At 33.4% G+C, this 17,834-nt stretch carries 13 protein-coding genes and 1 tRNA gene; 12 read left to right on the top strand and 2 right to left on the bottom strand.

Translation table 11 applies throughout. From position 1 onward, the window contains the following. Window positions 1–145: 145 nt before the first annotated feature. On the bottom strand, window positions 146–448 hold the full coding sequence (locus tag BM246_RS16965; RefSeq protein WP_042499842.1) for a DUF202 domain-containing protein: 303 nt from the start codon (window positions 446–448) through the stop codon (window positions 146–148). Between the two features lie 156 nt (window positions 449–604). Here BM246_RS16965 and BM246_RS16960 point away from each other — a divergent pair, with 156 nt between their 5' ends. The 7 genes from BM246_RS16960 (at window position 605) to BM246_RS16930 (ending at window position 11,637) form a co-directional block, all read left to right on the top strand. Beyond that, on the top strand, window positions 605–1,147 hold the full coding sequence (locus tag BM246_RS16960; RefSeq protein WP_074939609.1) for a DUF2911 domain-containing protein: 543 nt from the start codon (window positions 605–607) through the stop codon (window positions 1,145–1,147). A gap of 204 nt (window positions 1,148–1,351) precedes the next feature. Beyond that, window positions 1,352–1,765 carry an HYC_CC_PP family protein gene (locus BM246_RS16955; RefSeq protein ID WP_074939606.1) on the top strand — a complete coding sequence of 138 codons (414 nt, stop codon included), beginning with the start codon at window positions 1,352–1,354 and terminating at the stop codon, window positions 1,763–1,765. Between the two features lie 117 nt (window positions 1,766–1,882). Next, a complete protein-coding gene (locus BM246_RS16950) occupies window positions 1,883–5,626 on the top strand; it encodes an efflux RND transporter permease subunit (protein ID WP_074939604.1) in 3,744 nt (1,247 codons plus the stop codon). Window positions 5,627–5,642: 16 nt separating this feature from the next. After that, complete coding sequence (locus BM246_RS16945; RefSeq protein ID WP_074939601.1) at window positions 5,643–6,884, top strand: TolC family protein; 1,242 nt, start codon at window positions 5,643–5,645, stop codon at window positions 6,882–6,884. 2 nt (window positions 6,885–6,886) lie between these two features. Next, the gene (locus BM246_RS16940) at window positions 6,887–9,391 is read left to right on the top strand and encodes a heavy metal translocating P-type ATPase (protein ID WP_074939598.1); all 2,505 of its coding nucleotides are present in this window, start codon (window positions 6,887–6,889) and stop codon (window positions 9,389–9,391) included. Between the two features lie 4 nt (window positions 9,392–9,395). Next, entirely contained in the window at window positions 9,396–11,165 is a 1,770-nt protein-coding gene (locus BM246_RS16935) for an efflux RND transporter periplasmic adaptor subunit (RefSeq protein ID WP_074939594.1), read from the top strand. A 73-nt stretch (window positions 11,166–11,238) separates the two neighbouring features. Beyond that, window positions 11,239–11,637 carry a heavy-metal-associated domain-containing protein gene (locus BM246_RS16930; RefSeq protein ID WP_231961874.1) on the top strand — a complete coding sequence of 133 codons (399 nt, stop codon included), beginning with the start codon at window positions 11,239–11,241 and terminating at the stop codon, window positions 11,635–11,637. A gap of 60 nt (window positions 11,638–11,697) precedes the next feature. On the opposite strand, the gene BM246_RS16925 is transcribed toward BM246_RS16930, so the two are convergent. Continuing rightward, window positions 11,698–11,773, bottom strand: a tRNA-Phe gene (locus BM246_RS16925). 190 nt (window positions 11,774–11,963) lie between these two features. Here BM246_RS16925 and BM246_RS16920 point away from each other — a divergent pair. From BM246_RS16920 to BM246_RS16895, 5 genes are all read left to right on the top strand, one after another. Continuing rightward, a complete protein-coding gene (locus BM246_RS16920; protein WP_074939589.1) occupies window positions 11,964–12,692 on the top strand; it encodes a type III pantothenate kinase in 729 nt (242 codons plus the stop codon). After that, window positions 12,692–13,990, top strand: coding sequence for a BamG family beta-barrel-assembly machinery protein (locus BM246_RS16915; protein ID WP_042505684.1), 1,299 nt, complete (start codon window positions 12,692–12,694; stop codon window positions 13,988–13,990). Before BM246_RS16920 ends, BM246_RS16915 begins: the two co-directional genes overlap by 1 nt. Before the next feature lie 18 nt (window positions 13,991–14,008). Then, entirely contained in the window at window positions 14,009–15,391 is a 1,383-nt protein-coding gene (locus BM246_RS16910; protein WP_042505681.1) for a tetratricopeptide repeat protein, read from the top strand. Beyond that, the gene (lptC, locus tag BM246_RS16905) at window positions 15,391–15,945 is read left to right on the top strand and encodes an LPS export ABC transporter periplasmic protein LptC (protein WP_074939586.1); all 555 of its coding nucleotides are present in this window, start codon (window positions 15,391–15,393) and stop codon (window positions 15,943–15,945) included. Before BM246_RS16910 ends, lptC begins: the two co-directional genes overlap by 1 nt. Window positions 15,946–16,261: 316 nt before the next feature. Then, window positions 16,262–17,551 (top strand): hemolysin family protein, encoded by a 1,290-nt coding sequence (locus BM246_RS16895; RefSeq protein WP_074939580.1) that lies wholly within the window; start codon window positions 16,262–16,264, stop codon window positions 17,549–17,551. The last annotated feature ends 283 nt before the right edge of the window (window positions 17,552–17,834 follow it).

The following is a 17,834-nucleotide window of genomic DNA, read 5'->3' as shown; positions in this document are numbered from 1 at the left end:
AAAGCTTCAGTTAATTCTGAGGCTTTTTTTGTTATAAAGAACTAAGAGACAACATTAACAAACATCGAAAAAACTAGAGATACTAAAGTAACCAAGCGAATACAATCACCTCACAACCAAAAATTATTAACAAACAACTACCACACTACTTCTCCTCTGCCATATAATACAGACGCTTTAAGCTTCTTTTAAGCATGGAGAACCTGTACACTCCAATAATAAAAAATAAGACACTAAAAACTAAACCGATAATAGTTAAATATTTAAAGTTTGGAAATTCTTTAACCTGATACAAAGCGAGACTTCCTAAGAGTAAATAAAGCGACGAACGTATGTAGGATAGCAATGTGCGTTCATTTGCTAAACGTGTACGTTCTATGGCTAGGTAATCTCGTAGAATAACTTGTTGATCGGGTTTAAAATCGCGACCAAAACTTAAAAGTTTCATGTTTCTAAATTTTCATATAAAAATACATATTTTTCATCGAAATCTAATTAATCGCATGATTTACAATTCAAATTAAAAAAGGTTAACCAAGTATTGTTAACTTTAGCAAAGTAAAACGACTGTTTAAAATCAAAAAAAACATTTAAAATTAAAATCATGAAAAAAACAACCCTATTAACAAGTCTTGTATTTGTATTCGCACTTTTATTATCAACAAATGTAAGCGCACAAAAATTCGCGAAATTAGACAAAAGCCCAATGGATGCTGCTGCTTTCCCTACAAATTACAAAGAGGCTAATAAATTAATAAAAATAATTTATAGCCGTCCACAACTTAAAGGAAGAGACTTAGCAACTTTAGCACCAAATGGTAAAGTTTGGAGAGTTGGAGCAAACGAAGCTGCAGAATTAACACTTTTTACAGATATGAAACTTGGAGATTCTAGTGTTAAAGTTGGAACATATACTTTTTATTTAATTCCTGACGAAAAAGAATGGACTGCAATAATCAGTACAGATTTAAATGTTTGGGGTTCTTATTTTTATAATGAAGCTAACGATGTTGCACGATTATCTGTACCAGTAACTTCTGGAGAAGATTTAGATGCTTTCTCAATTGTTTTTGATGAAGCTGATGGTGCAATCAACATGCATTTAGGTTGGGGAACTACTCGTATAGCAGTACCTTTTACTAAATAAGAAAAATATAATTTTATTAAATAATAATAAAATCCCGAAAGCATAAGTTTTCGGGATTTTTTAGACTCTTAAATCTAGTCGAAATACTTCATTTATAAAAAAACAAAATGGACTAAATGGTAACTCTTTCAACAGTTGCTTTACTATAAACTTCTGTTAAACAAAATTGCCAATTACTTAAAAACATTACCTTTGCAATTAATTATGAAGCAAGTATTCCATAAAATAATGTCTTTTGCAATGGCTTTTGTAGTGTTATTCTCTACACTGTCATTCACTATGAACATGCATTATTGTGGCGATACTTTAGTAGAAACTGCATTGTTTAACAAAGCAGAAGGTTGCGGCATGAAAATGGAAAAACCTGCAACTAAAAAATGTTCTATTACAAAGAAAAACTGCTGTAATGATGAACAATTAGTAGTTGATGGTCAAAATGAATTACAACTACAAGTAGACCAAATTTCTTTTGAACAACAAGTTTTTATAGCTTCATTTGTTTATACGTATATCAATCTTTTTGAAGGTGTCGAAAATAACACCTCTACGTTTGAAACGTATCACCCACCACTCGTCAGAACTCAAATCTTTAAGTTAGACGAGACTTATTTAATCTGATTTTAAAACAATAGACTGTATTATCCAGTGATTTATATCATTAGGATAATGTACTGTATTCGGTGTTTTCCTATTTGGAATAACATCTCTTTCTAATTGTTTTAAACATCAAACCTTATGCTAAATAGAAGCATTAAATTTCTAATAGAAAATAAACTCGTAGCCGTATTATTACTCGCCCTTTTTATTGGTTGGGGAACTGTAAATGCACCATTTAATTGGGACACTGGCTTTTTACCAAGCGATCCTGTTGCTGTGGATGCCATTCCTGATATTGGCGAAAACCAACAAATTGTATTCACAAAATGGGATGGCCGATCGCCTCAAGATATTGAGGATCAAATTACCTATCCATTAACTTCTTCCCTATTGGGAATTCCTGGAGTAAAAACCATTCGTAGCTCGTCTATGTTTGGATTCTCTAGTATCTACGTCATTTTTGAAGAAGATATTGAGTTTTACTGGAGTCGTAGTCGTATTTTAGAAAAGCTAAATTCTTTACCAAGTAACTTATTGCCAGAAGGTATAAATCCTGCTTTAGGACCTGATGCCACAGGTTTAGGCCAAATATATTGGTACACACTTGAAGGTAGAGATGAAAATGGAAACGTAACTGGCGGTTGGGACTTACAAGAACTAAGAAGTATTCAGGATTACTATGTAAAATACGGTTTATCTTCTGCTAGTGGTGTTGCTGAAGTCGCTTCTATTGGTGGTTATGTTCAAGAATATCAAGTCGATGTTAATCCCGAATTAATGCGCCAATACAATATTGGTTTAAACCAAGTTGTAAAAGCAGTTAAAAATAGTAATCAAGACATTGGAGCACAGACGTTAGAGATTAATCAAGCGGAATATTTAGTACGTGGTTTAGGGTATGTAAAATCTGTTAAAGATATTGAAAATGCTGTAGTGACTTCCGCCGACTTTACGGCTATTAAAATTAAAGATATCGGTAAGGTTACCTTAGGTCCTGCTGCACGAAGAGGGATTTTAGACAAAGAAGGTGCAGAAGTTGTTGGTGGTGTTGTAGTAGCAAGATATGGAGCCAATCCTATGGAAGTCATTACCAATGTAAAAGCTAAAATTAACGAATTAAAAGGTGGTTTACCTTCTAAGGTTTTAGCAGATGGACGTACATCGCAATTAACGGTGGTTCCTTTTTACGATCGTACAGAATTGATTGTAGAAACCTTAGACACCCTTAACGAAGCATTGACATTAGAGATATTAATTACCATTTTGGTGATTATAATAATGGTTTTTAATTTAAGAGCTTCCATTTTAATTTCAGGATTATTACCAGTTGCAGTCTTAATGGTTTTTGTTGCCATGAAACTATTTGACGTAGATGCCAATATTGTTGCGCTTTCTGGTATTGCTATTGCTATTGGAACTATGGTTGATGTTGGCGTCATACTTGCCGAAAATATGATTCGACACCTCGATGATGATGCTTTAAGACTTCGCGAAGATGGTACAGCATACACTATAAATGAGGTTATTTATAACGCTACTGCAGAAGTTTCTGGAGCTATATTAACTGCAGTTTTAACTACCATTATCAGTTTTGTACCTGTATTTACGATGATTGGTGCCGAAGGAAAATTATTTAGACCCTTAGCCTTTACAAAAACGATGGCTTTATCAGCATCTTTGGTTATTGCCTTGTTTTTAATTCCACCATTTGCAGCGTATTTATTCAGAAAAACAACATTAAAAAATTCATTTAGATATTTTTTAAATGGCGTTTTAATACTTGCGGGAATTGCAATTATTATTTACGGGTTTTGGTTAGGTTTACTCTTAGTGGCTTTCGGAATCACTGGTTTATTAGGTGTTTTAGGTAAAATAGATAAGAAGCAAATCAACCTCATAAATATTATTATTTCCTCGATTGCAATTGTTTTTCTACTTGCCGAATATTGGAGACCATTAGGTTTTAACCGCAGTATCATTGTCAATCTTATTTTTGTCGCCATTATTTGCTTCGGAATTTTAGGTGTGTTTTCTATTTTCAGAAGGTATTATAGTCAGATTCTAAACTGGGCTCTAGCCAATAAAGTATTGTTTTTAATAATTCCTGCGACCGTTCTGGTATCTGGATTTTGGATTATGAAAAATACAGGAAAAGAGTTTATGCCTTCCTTAAATGAAGGCTCATTTTTATTAATGCCAACCTCCTTGCCTCATGCTGGTGTTGAAGAAAATAAACGTGTGCTTCAGCAATTAGACATGGCGGTTGCGACTATTCCAGAAATTGAAACTGTAGTAGGAAAAGCTGGTAGAACAGATTCGCCTTTAGATCCTGCGCCTTTATCCATGTATGAAAACATGATTCAATATAAATCGGAATACATGCGCAATTCCGAAGGAAAAAGACAGCGTTATAAAGTTAATGCTGATGGGATGTTTGAATTGAAAGATGGACGTTTTATTGCAAATCCAAATAGCACCAAAAATGTCACCTTGAGCGCAGTCGAAAGGTCTCAACTTATCGAAGATAATAACGGTGAATATTACAGAAACTGGAGACCAGAAATTAAAAGTCCTGATGATATTTGGAACGAAATTGTACGTGTCACCAAATTACCAGGCGTGACGTCTGCACCAAAATTACAACCTATTGAAACCCGATTGGTCATGCTACAAACCGGTATGCGTGCGCCAATGGGAATTAAAGTAAAAGGTCAAGATTTAAAACAAATTGAAGCGTTTGGCTTAGAATTGGAACGACTACTAAAACAAGCGGAAGGCGTTAAAATAGAAGCTGTTTTTGCAGATAGAATTGTTGGTAAACCCTACTTATTAATTGATATCGACAGAGAAAAAATAGCACGTTATGGTATTTCAATAGCAGATGTACAAAGTGTTTTAAAAGTAGCCATTGGTGGTATGGCATTAACACAAACCGTTGAAGGACGAGAACGTTATGCTGTAAGAGTACGTTACCCAAGAGAGTTACGTGGTAATCCGGAAGATTTAAAAGACATTTATATTCCTGTAGAAACGGGTAGTCCAGTTCCTTTAAGTGAATTGGCAACTATTAAATACGAACAAGGTCCACAAGTCATAAAAAGTGAAGACACCTTTTTAGTTGGGTATGTCTTGTTTGATAAATTGGATGGTTTTGCAGAAGTTGATGTTGTCGAAAATGCACAAGCCTTGTTTCAACAAAAAATAGAATCTGGAGATCTAATGATTCCAAAAGGAATCAGTTATAAATTCACAGGTACTTATGAGAATCAATTGCGTGCAGAAAAAACATTGTCTGTGGTCGTTCCGTTAGCATTGGCTATCATCTTTTTAATACTTTATTTTCAGTTTAAATCTGTTAGCACATCATTAATGGTATTTACCGGAATTACAGTTGCATTTGCTGGTGGTTTTATTATGATTTGGTTATATGGTCAAGATTGGTTTTTCAATTTTAGCTTGTTTGGCGAGAATATGCGAGACCTCTTTAACATGAAAACCATTAATTTAAGTGTCGCTGTTTGGGTTGGTTTTATTGCACTATTTGGTATTGCTACCGATGATGGTGTGGTTATGGCCACCTACCTAACACAAACTTTTGATCGCGAAAAACCTGCTGACAAAAAAAGTATTAGAGCTGCTGCCTTACATGCTGCCGAAAAACGTATTCGTCCGTGTTTAATGACTACAGTAACCACCATTTTAGCGTTGTTACCCGTTTTAACATCCACCGGTAAAGGAAGTGATATCATGATTCCGATGGCAATTCCAATATTTGGAGGGATGGTTATTGACATTACCTCCTACTTTATTGTCCCGGTTTTATATAGCTGGAGAGAAGAGTTGAAAGTAAAAAGACTTCAGAAAAAAGAAAATATAGCTTAGACTAAAAAAACATAAAATGAAATACAATAAAAATCATATCAAACATAAAGTTGTCTTGCTTCTTTGTTCTTTATTCTTTGTTATACAAGGTAATTCACAAGAACTAGAAACTTACATTGCTACTGCTTTGGAAAATAATCCTGAGATTCAGAAATTTGAATTACAATACGCTATTGCTACAGAAAAAGTGAATGAAGTTAATACGCTTCCAAACACCGATTTTAGTTCTGGCTATTTTGTAAGTGAACCAGAAACACGCACAGGAGCACAACGTTTTAAAGTGTCAGCAAAGCAAATGTTTCCTTGGTTTGGTACTATTACGTCTCGTGAAAATTATGTAAGCGCATTGGCTGATACAAAATATGAAGACATTGTAATTGCTAAACGAAAGCTTGTTGCTTCGGTGTCCCAATCGTATTATAATCTTTACGCTAATAAAGCAAAGCAAGAAGTTTTAAACGAGAATATTAAATTATTAGACACCTACGAAACATTAGCTTTAACCTCTGTTGAAGTTGGTAAAGCATCTGCAGTAGATGTAATGCGATTGCAAATCCGTCAGAATGAAATGCAACAATTATTAGACATCTTAATTCAACAATTTTTAGCAGAGCAAACTAATTTTAATAAGCTACTAAATCGAGATAAAACCATTGCTGTAAATGTTGTAAATGCATTGCATATGCCTTCAGAAGATTTTGAAATAAATTTGGAAAATTTAGTATTACATCCAGAATTGTTGAAGTATGATAAACTGTTTGCTTCCGTAGAAAAATCAGAACTAGTAAATCAGAAAGAAAGCAATCCAATGATTGGTTTTGGTTTAGATTATATCGCCATTTCAGAAAGACCAAATATGAATTTTAATGATAACGGAAAGGATATCGTTATGCCAATGGTTTCGGTTTCAATCCCAATATTCAATAAGAAATACAAATCACAAACCAAACAAAACAAATTGCAACAACAAGAAATTGAATTTCAGAAACAAGATCGCTTAAATACGTTAGAAACACTTTTAGACAAAGTAATAAACGATAGAAAATCAGCTAGAATAAGTTACAATACACAAGTAAAAAACTTAAAACAAGCTAAGGATGCCGAATCGATTTTAGTAAGAAGTTACGAAACTGGCACTATTGATTTTAATGATGTATTAGACATTCAGGAACTGCAATTAAAGTTTCAAATGAATCAAATAGAATCTATTAAAAGTTACTATTTACAAACGACAATTATTAATTATTTAATTCAATAATAATGAAACATACATATCACATACACGGAATGACTTGCAACGGATGTCGTAGTCATGTGGAAGACACGCTTTCAAAAGTAAAAGGTGTTTTAAAAGCTACAGTTGATTTAGAAAAAGCAGAAGCTACGATAGAAATGGATTCACATATCGCCTTAGAAACCTTTCAGGAGGCTTTAAAAAACGATAGTGGTCGATACAGCATACATAATTTAGGAGACCATAATCATACTAAGGAAAATAGTACCACGTCCGTAGACATAAAAAAAGGACATGGTACCGGTACTTTTTACTGTCCGATGCATTGCGAAGGCGATAAAACCTATGACAAATCTGGCGATTGCCCAGTATGCGGAATGGATTTAGTGGAAGAACAAAACCTATCAAATACCACAACAACGCAATGGACGTGCCCAATGCATCCTGAAGTTATTACAGGCGAACCCGGAGCGTGTCCCATTTGCGGAATGGATTTAGTGCCATTGGAAGCAGATGCTTCAGCAGAAGATAAAACCTATAATAAACTATTAAAAAAATTCTGGATTGCAGTCGCTTTTACTGTGCCCATATTTTTAATAGCCATGTCAGAAATGCTCAGCAATAATCCGTTGTATACTGTTTTAGAGCAAAAAACATGGCATTGGATTCAGTTTGTATTATCTATTCCTGTTGTGTTTTATGCCACATGGATGTTTTTTACACGTGCTTGGACTTCAATTAAAACAAGAAACTTTAACATGTTTACGCTTATCGGAATAGGTTCTGGTATTGCCTGGTTATTTAGTGTATTCGCTATGTTATTTCCAGACGTATTTCCTATAGATTTTAAAACCGCAGATGGCAATGTTTTTGTGTATTTTGAAGCTGCAACAGTGATTCTAACTTTAGTATTATTAGGACAACTATTAGAAGCAAAAGCGCATAGTCAAACTAGTGGTGCAATAAAGGAATTACTAAAATTAGTACCCGCAACCGCAACATTGGTAACAGAAGGCGAAGACAAAGTTATTGCAATTGATAAGATTGAACAAGGCAATTTATTACGTGTAAAACCTGGAGAGAAAATACCTGTAGATGGTAGTATTGTTGAAGGACAGAGTAGTATTGACGAATCTATGATTACCGGAGAACCTATTCCTGTAGATAAGATTGTAGCAGATAAAGTAACCTCAGGAACCATAAATGGCACAAAGTCGTTTGTAATGAAAGCTGAAAAAGTAGGTTCGGAAACATTACTTTCTCAAATCATTCATATGGTTAATAACGCCAGTCGTTCTAAAGCACCCATACAGAAACTGGCAGATAAAATTGCTAAGTATTTTGTACCTACCGTATTACTAGTTTCTATAATTACCTTTATTCTTTGGGCAGTCTTTGGTCCAGAACCAGCGTATGTATTTGCGTTTGTAAATGCCATTGCTGTATTAATTATTGCCTGTCCTTGTGCATTAGGGTTAGCAACACCAATGTCTGTTATGGTTGGTGTTGGTAGAGGTGCACAATCTGGTGTCTTAATTAAAAATGCAGAAGCTTTAGAGACAATGAATAAAGTAGATGTGCTTATTGTAGATAAAACAGGAACGATTACAGAAGGAAAACCATCTGTTGAAAAAGTAATTGCTGTTACTAAAATTGAACAAGAGCTACTACTCCACTACATTGCTTCTTTAAATCAATATAGCGAGCATCCTTTAGCAGAAGCTATTGTCAATTATGGTAAATCAAAACAGGTCGCTATTACCAAAGTAAACGATTTTGAAGCTGTAGCAGGAAAAGGCGTTATTGGTACCATTGATAATAAAAAAGTAGCTTTAGGAAATGCTAAATTATTAGAACAATTCTCTATTTCTATATCAGAAAGTTTAGCTAGTCAAGTAATTGCAGAGCAAGAACAAGGAAAAACAGTGTCTTACATCACCGTAGAAAATGAAGCTGTAGGATATGTTACTATTTTTGATGCCATTAAAAAGACAAGTCAAGAGGCTATAAAACAACTTCAGGACAATGGTATTGAAGTTATTATGCTTACTGGTGACAATAAAAACACAGCTAAAGCAGTCGCAGAACAATTAAAACTAAAACATTATAAAGCAGAATGTCTTCCTGAGGATAAACTAAACGAAATAAAAAAATTGCAACAACAAGGAAAAGTAGTTGCTATGGCTGGAGATGGTATTAATGATGCACCAGCTTTAGCACAGTCGGACGTTGGTATTGCAATGGGAACAGGAACCGATGTTGCTATTGAAAGTGCTACAATTACTTTAGTTAAAGGAGATTTACAAGGCATTGTAAAAGCTAAAAACTTAAGTCATGGCGTAGTTAAAAACATACAACAAAACTTGTTTTTTGCTTTTGTTTATAATGTTATCGGTGTACCGATTGCAGCAGGAATATTATATCCATTTTTCGGATTGTTATTATCTCCAATGATTGCTGCTTTAGCAATGAGTTTTAGTTCAGTATCAGTAATAGCCAATGCGTTACGTTTAAGAAATATTAAAATATAGTCAAATGAAAAAATATATAATTTATACAGCAGTATTAGCGGTTGGGTTACTATTGGGATGGTTTCTTTTTGGAGGCACTTCTAATACTGAAACAGAACATAAGCATGATGCTGCAGCAGAAACTAACCAAATGTGGACCTGCTCTATGCATCCACAAATAATGCAACCCGAATCTGGCCCATGCCCTATTTGCGGTATGGATTTAATTCCTGCAGAAAGTAGCGCTAAAGGGTTATTAGCCGACCAGTTTAAACTGACTGAAAATGCTATGGCATTGGCCAATATTCAAACGTCAATAGTTGGTAATGGTAATACGGAAGATAATGCCATAACATTATCAGGTAAAATTGTAGCAAACGAAGACAATACAGCCATACAACCTGCGCATTTTGACGGAAGAATAGAAAAATTATATGTTAAGTCTTTAGGCGAAAAGGTTAATAAAGGACAAGCTATTGCTAAAATTTATTCGGCAGATTTAATTGCAGCACAGCAAGAATTGATAACGACGTATAGTATTAGAGCATCCCAGCCACAGTTATACAAAGCAGTGCAAAACAAGTTTAAAAACTGGAAAATTCATGGTTCTCAATTAGACGACGTTTTAAAAACGGGACAAGTAAAAACAAGTTTTACAATCTATTCTCATGTGTCTGGTGTTGTAACAGAAATTGCAGTGAGTGATGGTGCACATATCATGGATGGAAAACCCATTTTTAAAGTTTCTAATTTAGCAACAGTTTGGGCAAACTTTGATGTGTATGAAAACCAAATTAGTCAATTCAAAAAAGGACAAAAAATTGATGTCGTTACTAATGCTTACACGAATAAAGTATTTAAAGGCACTGTAGATTTTATAGATCCTATTTTAGATACTAGAACAAGAACAGTAAAATTAAGAGTAGTACTTAATAACAAAGACCAAATATTAAAACCTGGTCTGTTTGTAGAAGGGACAATAAAAGGAGTCACCGCGACTAAAGCAACTGCTTTATCTATACCAACAACAGCCGTTTTATGGACAGGAAAACGCTCTGTAGTCTATATTAAATCGAAGCTTAATGAACCTGTTTTTGAAATGCGTGAAATTACATTAGGTAATCAAATTGGTGATAAGTATCAAGTTTTAGAAGGTTTAAACGCTGGTGATGAAGTGGTAACCAACGGAACCTTTACAGTAGATGCTGCTGCACAGTTACAGGGCAAAAAATCTATGATGAATAAAAAAGGAGGTAAAGTTATGACGGGCCATGAAGGCCATTTAGGAATGGAAACTACCACAAATACAACGCGTCAAAAAGGCCCTAATACGGAACGAATAGACGTTTCAAAACAATTTCAAAACCAATTAAAAGTCGTCTTTAATGATTATATCCAATTGAAAGAGGCTTTACTTAAAGATGATATAAATACAATTAAAGCAGAATCAAAACAACTACTAAATGATTTGCCTAAAGTAGACATGACATTACTAACAAGTCAAGAGGCGCATAAACAATGGATGTCACTTGAAAAAGAACTAAAATCTGTTACTACGTCACTTTCAAATACTTCAGAAATTGAAGATATAAGATTACATTTTAAAAATCTGTCTTCGAAATTAACAGAGGTAATTGAAGTTTTTGGAATAAACGAAAAAGTATATCACCAGTTTTGTCCTATGGGAGATAATAACAAAGGTGCTTTTTGGTTGAGTAAGGAAGAAAAAGTAATCAATCCTTATTTTGGAGGTAAAATGCTGACTTGCGGAGAGGTAAAACAAATTATAAACTAATTAATAACCAAAATTTAAAACAATGAACTTTTCAAAGAAAAATCACAAACACAAAATTATTAATATGAACAACATGAGTAAAAAAGTAATTTTAAGCTTAGCTATTATGGCTACAATGGGTTTAGTAAGTTGTAAAAATGAAACTAAACAAGAAACAGAAACAACAACGGAAGTCTCTAAAGCTATGGTCAATGCAGATGTTTCTTTTGGAGTAAGAGGAAATTGCGGTATGTGTAAAAGCACAATCGAAAAGGCTGCAAAGAAAGTGGAAGGTGTCGCAAATGCCGTTTGGGATGTTGAAAAAAAGAAAATTGATGTCGCTTTTGATAATACTAAAACAGACGCCATGTCAATACACAATGCTATTGCTGCTTCTGGTTACGATACAGATAAGGTTTTGGGTATCGAAGATGCTTACAAAGGTTTACCAGCATGCTGTCAATATGATCATGATATGCCTCTCAACCAATAAAAACAACTACGAATAGTATAAAACCAAAAAAACCGATTCAAAAATGAATCGGTTTTTTTATGGTGGTGCCTCCAGGAATCGAACCAGGGACACAAGGATTTTCAGTCCTTTGCTCTACCAACTGAGCTAAGGCACCATTGCTTTGCTAAGCGGTTGCAAATATATACTCAATTTTCGTTTCTGCCAAAGGTTTTTTTATAAAAATTCAAAATATTTTATATTCAACTGATGTTCTTCGTTTTACAAATGAAATTAATTTTCAATATTATAAAATAATTAAGATTTAATTTCGTGTTGCTTTTGTAATTTTACGTTTTTATATGTTTATGTATTTAATAATAGATGTTGGCAATTCGTTTGTAAAGCTTGCTGTTTTTGAGAATGACACTCTTAAAAGCAAACAAGTTGTAAAGCTAAATGATGTTATAAAAGAAGTTAAATCTTTAAGGAAGAAATATTTAGAAATTGAAAAAGCTATAATTTCATCGGTTGGAAGATTAACTGAAAGTGACACTTTAGTATTAAGTACGCTTTTCGATCTTACTATTTTAAATAGCGAAACAAAACTTCCGTTTACCAACTTATACCAAACACCAAAAACTCTAGGAGTAGATCGTATGGCTTTAGTTTGCGCGGCCGTTAAACAATTCCCAAAACAAAACACATTAATTATTGATGCTGGTACTTGCATTACTTACGATTTTGTAAACGCCAATAATGAGTATTTAGGTGGCGCAATTTCCCCCGGTTTACGTATGCGTTATGCATCATTGAATAATTTAACGGCAAATTTACCGTTACTAAATACAGAAATGCCTGAATCTATTATTGGAGATTCAACTAAATCATCCATACACTCAGGTGTTGTTCATGGTGTTTTAAATGAAATTGACGGAAATATTGCAGACTATAAAGAAAAATATTTAGATTTAACAATTATTTTAACAGGTGGCGATACTAATTTCTTGTCTAAACAATTAAAAAGTAGCATATTTGCCAACTCTAATTTCCTTTTAGAAGGACTTTACTATATTTTAAAATTTAACTCAATTTAATGATAAAAAAACTTGTACTCGTTTTTATTGCAATAATTGCAATGCAAAGTTACGGACAAGAAGGAACGGCATCTCCGTATTCTTTTTATGGTATTGGAAGCCTTAAATTTAAAGGAACAGTGGAAAACAGAAGTATGGGTGGCTTAAGCATCTATACTGATAGTATACACGTTAACCTAAGAAACCCGGCATCTTATGCAGGCAAAAACTTAGATATATTAAACAATGAAAGCCGACCAGTAAAATTTACAGTTGGTGGAACATATAATAGTACAACCTTAAAGAGTGACACAAGCAAAGACAATGCATCGTCCTCTACCTTCGATTATTTAGCTATGTCTATCCCAATGGGAGATTTTGGTTTTGGTTTTGGTGTTATGCCCTACACAGCTGTTGGTTATAAACTAGAAGCTTATAATGACGATGGTGAAACTATATCTAATAGATTTAGAGGTGAAGGTGGTTTAAATAAGGCTTTTTTAGGTTTTGGTTATCAAATTAGTGAAGGGTTCAGCGTTGGTATAGATTTTCAATATAATTTCGGAAACACTCAAAATAGCACCATCGAATATGTTTACGATAGCGAAGGAAACCCTGTGCAATACCAGGCTAGAGAAAATAACAGATCGGATTTAAGCGGACTAAACATTAACTTAGGAGCATCGTACAGAACCATGCTAACCGAAAAATTAGAACTTATTTCTGGAATTACTTATACACCCGAAAGTAACTTATCTTCTAAAAACCAACGTTCTTTTTCTACAATAACAACAATTGCAAGTGGATCTGAATTTGCTTTAAATACTATTGAAAGTGATTTAGGAGATTTAACAGAAACAGAATTAGTACTACCATCTAAACTTACTTTTGGAGTTGGTATTGGCCAACCAAGAAAATGGTTTGTAGGTATAGAATCTGAATATTTAAAAACAAGTGACTTCACAAATGCGTTATATAGTAATGGCGCAACCTACGAAGATCAATCTGCAATTAAACTTGGTGGATTTTTTATTCCGAAGTACAATTCTTTCTCAAGTTACTTACAACGTGTAGTTTACAGAGCCGGTGTACACTTCGAGAACACAGGTTTAAATATAGAAAATGAATCGATAAACGAGTTTGGCATGTCTTTTGGATTAGGATTACCAGTTGGAAGTTTTTTCTCGAATGCTAATTTAGGTGTAGAAGTTGGTAAACGCGGTACCACAAACAGTAATTTAATACAAGAGAATTTCATTAATTTCCAATTAAGTTTATCTTTGAACGATAGATGGTTCAGTAAAAGAAAATTTGACTAACAACATAAAATTTATATCATGAAAACTAAAATTACACTACTATTAACGCTTTTATTTGTTGGGGCAAATATTGGCTTCGCACAACAAGATGAAGAGTGCATGTCTAAACTTTCGATTTTTCACGAGTATGTGAAATCGAAAAACTATGATGCCGCTTACGAGCCTTGGATGGCAGTAAGAAATAAATGTCCTAAATTCAACAACGCCATTTATATTGATGGAGAAAAGATTTTAGAAGATAAAATCGATAAATTAGAAGGTGCTGCAAAATTACCTTTCGTTAACGATTTACTTAAACTTTGGGAAGAACGTGCCGAGCATTTTGCTAGTAAAACACCAACAGGTAAATATGGTGCTATGGCTTGCCAATTAAAATACGATAACAGAGACATATTAAATTTAGACAACGCGGCATTATACGCTTGTTATGATGAAATATATAAAGCTGATAAAGATAACTTCACAAACCCTCAAAGTTTGTATACATACTTTTCTTTAATGGTTGATTTGTATGATGCAAAACAAAAAACTGCTGCAGAATTATTTAACAAATATGATGATGTTGTTGAAAAAATTGAAGATGAAGTAAAAAACACTTCAGAAAAACTTAACACATTAATTGCTAAAGAAGATGCTGGAACTGAATTAACTAAAAAAGAAGGTCAGTATAAAAGATATTATGGTCAAATTTTAGGAGCATTCGATCAAGTTTCTTCTGGAGTTGATCAAAAATTAGGAGAGCGCGCAAACTGTGAAAACTTAATTCCTTTATACCAAAAAGATTTTGAAGAAAACAAAAACAATGCGGTTTGGTTACAAAGAGCTGCTGGAAAAATGTCTGAAAAAGATTGTACAGACGACCCATTATTCTTTAAGTTAGTAAATGCTTATCACGAAATTTCTCCTTCTGCGAACTCTGCATACTACTTAGGTATCTTAAAAGATAAAGAAGGTAAAAACAGTGAAGCTATTGCATTCTACAAACAAGCTATTGATTTAGAAACTGATAACTTCAAGAAAGCTAAATTAAATAACAAAATTGGAATTAAATTAAAATCTAGAGGAAGCTACGGTCAAGCTAGAGGTTACTTTAGACAATCATTACAGTTAAACCCATCTAACGGTCGTCCACACTTATCTATTGCAGCTATGTATGCAGCAAGTGCGAACAGCTGTGGAGATACAAACTTTAACAAAAGAGCTGTATATTGGTTAGCTGCAGACGAAGCTAGAAAAGCGGCGCGTGTAGATCCTACTTTAAAAAAGGCTGCTGCTGCATCTGTTGCAAACTATTCTGCAAAAGCACCACAAAAAGCTGAAATCTTTAACTGTTCTTGCTCTGGACAAAGCATTAAAATTGGATGTTGGATTGGAGCTTCAGTTACCGTACCAAATATTTAATGAATAAGAAAATCACATATAATATTTCTAACATAGTCATGCTTATTTGCATGGCTATGTTTTTTTCATGTAACAACAGTTTAAAGGAAGTTCAAAAAATTGGAGTTTCGGAAAACGAACCTATTGGTGTTGCCGAAAATATTAATTTAAAGCATACCGATTCTGGTCGTGTTACTGCTAATTTAATCAGTACTAAAATGCTCGATTACTCTAATCGAGATTTCCCTTATAATGAATTTGTTGACGGCCTTACCCTTTACTTGTACGATGACAAAAACCAAAAAAGCACTATTGTTGCAGACTATGCAATTATTTATGCTGAAACCGATTTGATAGACTTGCAAGGTAACGTAGTAATAACAACTCAAGATGGTAATATCTTAAAATCCGATCAACTATTTTACGATCAAAAAAAGGAATGGTTATTTACCAATAATGCGGTTACATTTCAAACCAAAACGGACGTTATTCATGGTAACGGATTTGACTCTGACACTAAATTCACCAAAGCCGAAGTATTAGAAGTTACCGGTATTATCACTATGGAAGACTAGTAAAAAGATTACTTCTACTCTATTTCCTCTTACATTTTACACCACAAATAATTCAAACTAAAACAGTATTATAAATAAAATCGTACTGCTAATATTTTAATTATCTTTGTGCTAGAATAAAATTCAACTGATGAACTATTTGAAATTTTCAAAATTTTTATATTTAGCATTCGCTATTTTCTTAATATATGATGTTTTTAAAACATGGAGTATCGATAGAAGTCGCGCATACTTAAGTCTCTTTCTAATGGCTATAGCGATATTCATGTTCTTTTTTAGACGTCGATTTGAAAATAAAGGCAACAACTCTAAATAAATGAGCATTTATGTTATTATCATAATTGTATCATTAATCCTTTCTGCTTTTTTCTCAGGGATGGAGATTGCATATGTATCTTCAAACAAAATTCATATAGAAATTGAAAAAAAACAAGAAGGCTTACTTGCTAAAATACTTAGTAAACTTACAGTAAAACCATCAAAATTTATAACCACCATGCTTATTGGGAACAATATAGCCCTAGTTATCTATGGTTTTTTCATGGGGGATTTATTAGTAGATTGGTTCCGGTCTATGTTGCCAACCCCTTATTCTCCTCTCAATTACTTACTTAATGATTTAAGTTTACTAACCCAAACTATAATTTCTACCATAGTCATTTTAATAACTGCGGAATTTTTACCGAAAGTCTTCTTTCAAATTTATGCGAATAAATTAATTAAAGCTTTAGCCATACCCGCATATATTTTTTACATCCTATTTAGCCTGATATCCGATTTTGTTATCTGGATTTCCGATAATGTTCTAAGAGCTTTTTTTAAAACCGAAGGCGATCAAATTCAACTGGCCTTCACAAAAGTAGAACTAGGTAATTATATCACCGAACAAATGGAATCTGTAGAAGAGCATGACGATGTAGATACCGAAATTCAAATATTTCAAAATGCATTAGAATTTTCCGAGGTAAAAGCCCGGGAAGTTATGGTGCCAAGAACGGAAATTATTGCCGTAGAAATTAACGAATCTATTAAAAGTCTAAATGCGCTTTTCACTGAAACGGGTTGTACAAAAATTTTAGTTTACAAAGAAACCATTGACGATATTTTAGGTTACGCGCATTCTTTCGAACTCTTTAAAAAACCAAAAACTATAAAGGCCATGATGCTGCCTGTAGAGTTTGTACCCGAAACCGTTTTAATAAAAGACGTACTTGGTGTACTTACAAAAAAACACAGAAGCATAGCTGTTGTTCTAGATGAATATGGGGGAACCGCAGGTATTATGACGGTAGAAGATATTGTAGAAGAACTTTTTGGTGAAATTGAAGACGAACACGATACTGTAGATTTAATTGAAGAAAAGCTAGAAGATGAAACTTTTAATTTTTCAGCACGTTTGGAAGTAGATTATTTAAATGAAACCTATAAAATTAATTTGCCGGAAAGTGAAAACTACGAAACTTTAGGCGGTTTAATTGTAAACCATACTCAGCAAATTCCGGCACAGAACGAAGTGGTAAGAATGGAAAACTTTCAATTTACAATTTTAGAGGTTTCAAACACGAAAATTGACTTAGTTGAGCTTAAATTAGTTGAAGAAGATTAACATTTCAACAATTTTAAACTTATAATTTAAAGACAATTTCATTATTATTTTCCCTTTTTAAAAAGTGATTCTTTTTTAAATAAACCCTTCAACTTACTACCAATAACGCCATTAATTACACTTACAAATCACGACATTACACAAAACACAAAATAACCCTTTCATTATTAAATAGAAAATGGTATTTTCGCGCACGATATTTTCATCAATTTAGTCGTAAATTGACAACCAATAATAACAAGCTAAATCCTATATAACGGATTTATTATAAAACATTTTAATT

The organism is Algibacter lectus, assembly GCF_900112395.1.
GTDB lineage: Bacteria > Bacteroidota > Bacteroidia > Flavobacteriales > Flavobacteriaceae > Algibacter > Algibacter lectus.
This window is presented reverse-complemented; position numbering and strand designations above follow the sequence as displayed.